The sequence below is a fragment of the Paenibacillus sp. IHB B 3415 genome, assembly GCF_000802655.2.
Taxonomy (GTDB): domain Bacteria; phylum Bacillota; class Bacilli; order Paenibacillales; family Paenibacillaceae; genus Paenibacillus_AQ; species Paenibacillus_AQ phytohabitans.
Map to the genome: position 1 here is coordinate 1 of NZ_JUEI01000156.1, position 4,776 is coordinate 4,776.

Annotated in this window: 4 protein-coding genes; 2 read left to right on the top strand and 2 right to left on the bottom strand. The window is 53.9% G+C overall.

Going from position 1 to position 4,776, the window contains the following annotated elements:
- Positions 1-198: hypothetical protein (locus QW71_RS40765; protein ID WP_373604806.1), on the top strand; the 198-nt coding region annotated here is incomplete at its 5' end.
- A 292-nt stretch (positions 199-490) separates the two neighbouring features.
- Here the strand turns inward: QW71_RS40765 and QW71_RS35655 are convergent.
- Entirely contained in the window at positions 491-2,305 is a 1,815-nt protein-coding gene (locus tag QW71_RS35655; protein WP_039310625.1) for a heparinase II/III family protein, read from the bottom strand.
- Positions 2,306-2,383: 78 nt separating this feature from the next.
- On the bottom strand, positions 2,384-3,526 hold the full coding sequence (locus QW71_RS35660) for a DUF2264 domain-containing protein (RefSeq protein WP_039310626.1): 1,143 nt from the start codon (positions 3,524-3,526) through the stop codon (positions 2,384-2,386).
- Positions 3,527-3,748: 222 nt separating this feature from the next.
- On the opposite strand from QW71_RS35660, the gene QW71_RS35665 reads away from it, so the two are divergent.
- The gene (locus QW71_RS35665) at positions 3,749-4,585 is read left to right on the top strand and encodes an AraC family transcriptional regulator (RefSeq protein WP_052770593.1); all 837 of its coding nucleotides are present in this window, start codon (positions 3,749-3,751) and stop codon (positions 4,583-4,585) included.
- Positions 4,586-4,776 lie beyond the last annotated feature (191 nt).

The window sequence follows — 4,776 nt, forward strand, 5'->3', positions numbered from 1 at the left end:
GGCAGCTTTTCCGGCGGCGTGCGCGGCAGCTTTTCCGGCGGCGTGCGCGGCAGCTTTTCCGGCGGCGTGCGCAGCAGCTTCCCGGCGGCGTGCGCGGCAGCTTTTCCGGCGCTGCTGTTGCCGCAAAAAGTCCCGGGTTCCCCGCCCATTGTAAAATCCTGCATAAAATACAACATTTCCCTCAATAAACCGACCTAAATCCAATATTGTTGTACAAAAGGCAACATTTCCCCTGATCCAAGCAGTTTAATGAAGAAATTATTGTATTTCATACAACAATCCTCCTGCACATCCCAATATAGCAGCACCTAAGTTGTATTCCATACAACATTCCCCCTGTACATCCAGATATAAGCGCATCTAAGTTGTATTTCATACAACATTTTGCCGGATTACGTCTGAACACCAGCGATGGACCGGCCGCTTTTGTTGGTATCGCCTTCTATACGGCGGGTGTGGTACCTGGAATTCGGGCCGCCTGATTCAATCTTCACAGAAATTGAAAAGTGAATGCGAATGTTCCCTCCGCCCCTGGCTGAAGAACATGGAAGTCCAGACTATGCCATAGTGTCTCCTGGCCATAATGATCCCGGTACACATGCGCGGTAATCTCCGGCCGGACTGCCTCCGGATCATAAGTGACCTCAACACCGTGACCCGCCGCAGTGCCCGGCAGCAGTACGCTGCCCGGGTGAAGAAGCTTAGGCCTGCGCCAGGTTACAAACCGTTCCGTCCAGCTCGCCGGAGCTCCCTCATACCGGTAGGTGTCTGTCAATTCCAGACGGGGCAGCTCCTCTTTATGCCAGACCAGCGAACGCACCAAGGACTGCAAGCCTGACACCGGATAAGCCTGCGCCATCTCCAGCGTCAACTCATCCTTCTCCGCCGCCGCAGATGCATGCAGCACTGCGGTGCTGAACTCCCGGCCTGCGCCCTGGTACTGGCCGTTGATGATAGGCACCGAATGTCCCTGTGATCCATTGCAGTCATAGCTGTAACGTCCGGCACCGAAATAATCAGCGGTATATTCTCCGCTGCCCAGATCAGAAGCGTAGATCTCTCCCCGGCCGCTTAGAATGAAGTGGCCCAGATCATTATGATTGTGCGGCTCATCATTGTGGCCGGCTTTGGCGGCGAACCCGAAGGAGCCTGCTGCCGGCACATGACGCGAGACAATCCAAGCGGCATCAGGAAGATAACAGCTCGCAGCCTCCCAGGCCCCGTTCTCCCGGCCCGCTCTGGTCCAGATCAGATTGCGCAGAGCCGGTGCGAAGCGGCTGCAGTGATCTTCAGTGAACGGAGCGCGGAGCGCAGACGGGGGACGCAGGACATCCGTGCAGGCCTCAGCCAGATAATGGGATAAGCCCATATGCACACGTACCTGAGGCACCGAATCCGAGAAATTGGCGACATGACTTTCGTCAATGAAGCATTTTTGCTGGAAGCGGGCAATCTGCGATACCTTCTCCTGCTTGAACCAGTCCAGCCTGCCTCCGGTTCTTGCCCGGAGCAGATCGCTATAATAAGTGAAATAGCCAAAACCATAATTCCAGTAGCCCAGCCCCTCCAGACAAGCGCCGTCGTCCCCGAAGCCTTCCAGATAATAGCTCATGCTGCTCTCTGTCTTCAGCAGAATACCCGTCAGCATGGCCGGTTCCTTCACCAGCAGCAGCGCAGCTGCCCCGATGGAGCCCGCACAGACTGCCGCCCAGTTATGGCGTGATGTCTCCCAGAAATATGGCCCCTGCTCAAGAAAAGGCCGGAAGATTCTGCGCTCTACCTCATGCTGTATCCGGGACTGGAGCAGCAGCGGAAGCCGGTCCCCCAGCAGCAGTAATACTTCACTTAAGGTGAATCCCGTCTCGGAGGAGAACAGGTCAATATGCCGGCTGATCTCAGCAGAGTCATGGTCTGCGGGAAGATGGGCCGGAAGACACCAGGTGTACTCATCGCAGATGACCCAGAGGATATCCTCCAGCTTCTCCAGAGCCCCCGTATTATCCGGCTCCAGCAGGCTTAGGAATGCATAGGTATTCAGTCTTCTTCTCCGTTCGAAATAGACCCGTTCATATTCCAGTCTCGAGCCTGTACGCGCAAAAATAGAAAATAGCGTATACGTCAGCGCGGATATAGGCTGACCGTCCAGCCTCTGCGCCTCTGCGCGAATCTCGCTAATATCTGCCTGTAATCCTCCGGATGATAACGCCCGGGTCCAAAACCCAACCGAATCTCCCTGCGGATAATACAAGCTCCAGTCCGCCGGCTTCATGTCCTGCACAATCCCGGCAAGCTCCTGTCTGTTCATGCCCGTTTCTTCCTCCTTATCGTTGCTCCACCCTGATTAGTGCCGCACCTCATAATCGTAAAAGCGGCCGAACACCCGCTATTCCAGCGCATGATCCCGCATGACATTCTCGCCGTCTGCTATTCTCAGCGCAGTCCATTTCAGCTCTTCTCCCGACCAGAAGGGGTCAGACGGAAGCAGCCCCAGCGGAAGGAATACAGCAGCGCATAAATAGAGGCTGCCTGTATTGATGTAGCTCTCCGCAAGCTCCGGCTGATAGCCGTAGATCCCCGGCCGCAGCCAGCCGTTCTCATCCAGCGTACCCGGAGCATTCATGATCCGCTCTATCACGGCGGTCAAAGCACTGCGCACCTGTGCCGGAGGCAGTGCCTCCTCCAGGAAATGCTGCAGCGCCGCCTGCGACAGCAGTTGAAAGGCACCGAAGCGGTACACGATCGAGCGCCCGAGGAACGGATAGGTGCCGTCCGGGGCAATGCTGCGTTCAAGCACTGAGGCATATCTCTGTGCCCGTTCCATAATCACCGGCTTAAGCGCAGCATATTGCGCCGATTCCTGTTCAAAGACAGCCACGACATCAACCAGCATCGGCTGGATCACGAAGCTGTTGTAATAATCCCAGTGAAAATCCTTGCCGTCCCCGTAGACACCATCGCCCTTGTACCAGTCCATGAACATATGAACCGCATATCCGACACGCATCCGGTCATAGTCGGCATCACCCAATATATACAAAGCCGCTTCCACCATTGCACTGAACAGCAGCCAGTTACTGCCGCTTGGAGCAGTCCGGCGCGTCTGCTTCAGCGCTGTAATTAAATGGCCTTTGACCCGCTCATCCAGCCGGCCTGTAATCGCTTTCGGTGCGCGCACCAGCGCGTGGGCCAGGAAGGCGGCATCGACCAGCGGCTGGCCTTCCGTCTTGAACTCCATATAGTCAGGCGACTGCGGATCGACAGCTGCACCGATAGCTTCCAGCATCAGCCCGGCATAACGGGCTCTAAGCTGTTCTTCTTCTCCTTCAAGTCCTTCAAGCTCCAGCCACGGGGCCATCCCGCAGGCCAGTCTCGCAAAAGCTTCCAGATGGGCAAACTGGCTCCGGTCACTATGAAACTCCGTAGGCAGCTGCTCTTTCAGCTGCCGCTTGGCTAAAGCCTCCAGCACGGGCCCTCCGATCAGCAGCATCGTATCCAGCCAGTATTTTCGCTGTTCCTTACCCTTCATCTACAATTCCACCCTTTCAGGTATTCTTCTTCTCTAGTTTAGTGTGGTATTATTGCAATGTCTTTGCGAATAATGATGTTTTATTGCGTTTGTTGCGATCAACAAGTGGTGGAAACGGCTTTGCCGTACTTTAATAAGGACGGTTCCGTTTCAGCGAGAAAAGAAGGATAATATTGGTGCGAAGCATATAAATTCTTATATTTTGCCAAAGGGGTAATGACTATGAAGCATGCCAGGTATCATCAAACATTCAACGGCGATATTCTGGCCGGTATCGGCAATTCCCCAATCTCACCGACAAGGGATTTCCATATTCATGACCACTACGAAATCTTCCTGTTCCTCGGCGGCAGTGTGAACGGGTTCGTCGACCAATACAGCTATCCGCTACAGCGGGGCAATGTGCTCCTGTTCAACAATCACGAGATTCACAAAATCATCAATTTGTCCCCGGAGCCTTACGAACGGTTGACGATTCATTTCAAGGCGCCGCTTATCTATCCCTTCTGCACAGCCACTACCAATCTGCTCGCCTGTTTCCAGAACCGTCAGCCCGGTGAGCATAATCTGGCCCACATGGATGAGCCGCTGCTTACCGAGTATATGACACTAGCTTCACTTCTCATTGCGGCACTGGAGAGTGAGCAATACGGCAGCGAGGTGCTGGCTCTGACTTACCTGATTCAGATTCTGGTAATCGTTAATGAGCTATACAGCCGGACCCGCTCCGCCGTGCCCAGCATTATTTCCTCACATATTCAATCGGCCATGAGCTACATCGACAACCACCTGCATCTGAACCTCTCGCTCGAGCACATAGCCGGGGAGCTGAACGTCGATAAATACTATCTCAGTCACCTGTTCAAGCAGCAGACCGGCGGAACCATCTACCGTTATGTCCTGCTCAAAAAAATCGCCTTATCCAAGCAGCTCTTGTCCGCCGGAAACTCCGTATCCGATACCTGCTATCTGTCCGGCTTCAACGACTATGCCAATTTCATCCGCACCTTCAAGAACATCACCGGCATCCCGCCCGGCAAATATGGTAAAAAAATCTGATGTCCCCCTTATGACGGGCCGCTCTATTGAACTAAGGGTAAGTTGGCTGGCGGATTTAAAGGGATTTTTCCCTCTGATTTCCTCGTTTTACCCACTTCCGGTGGATTTAAAGGGATTTATCCTTTTCATTTCCTCATTTCCGCAGTACACTTGCACCAAACCTGACATGAGTAGATATGGAAAAATAACCC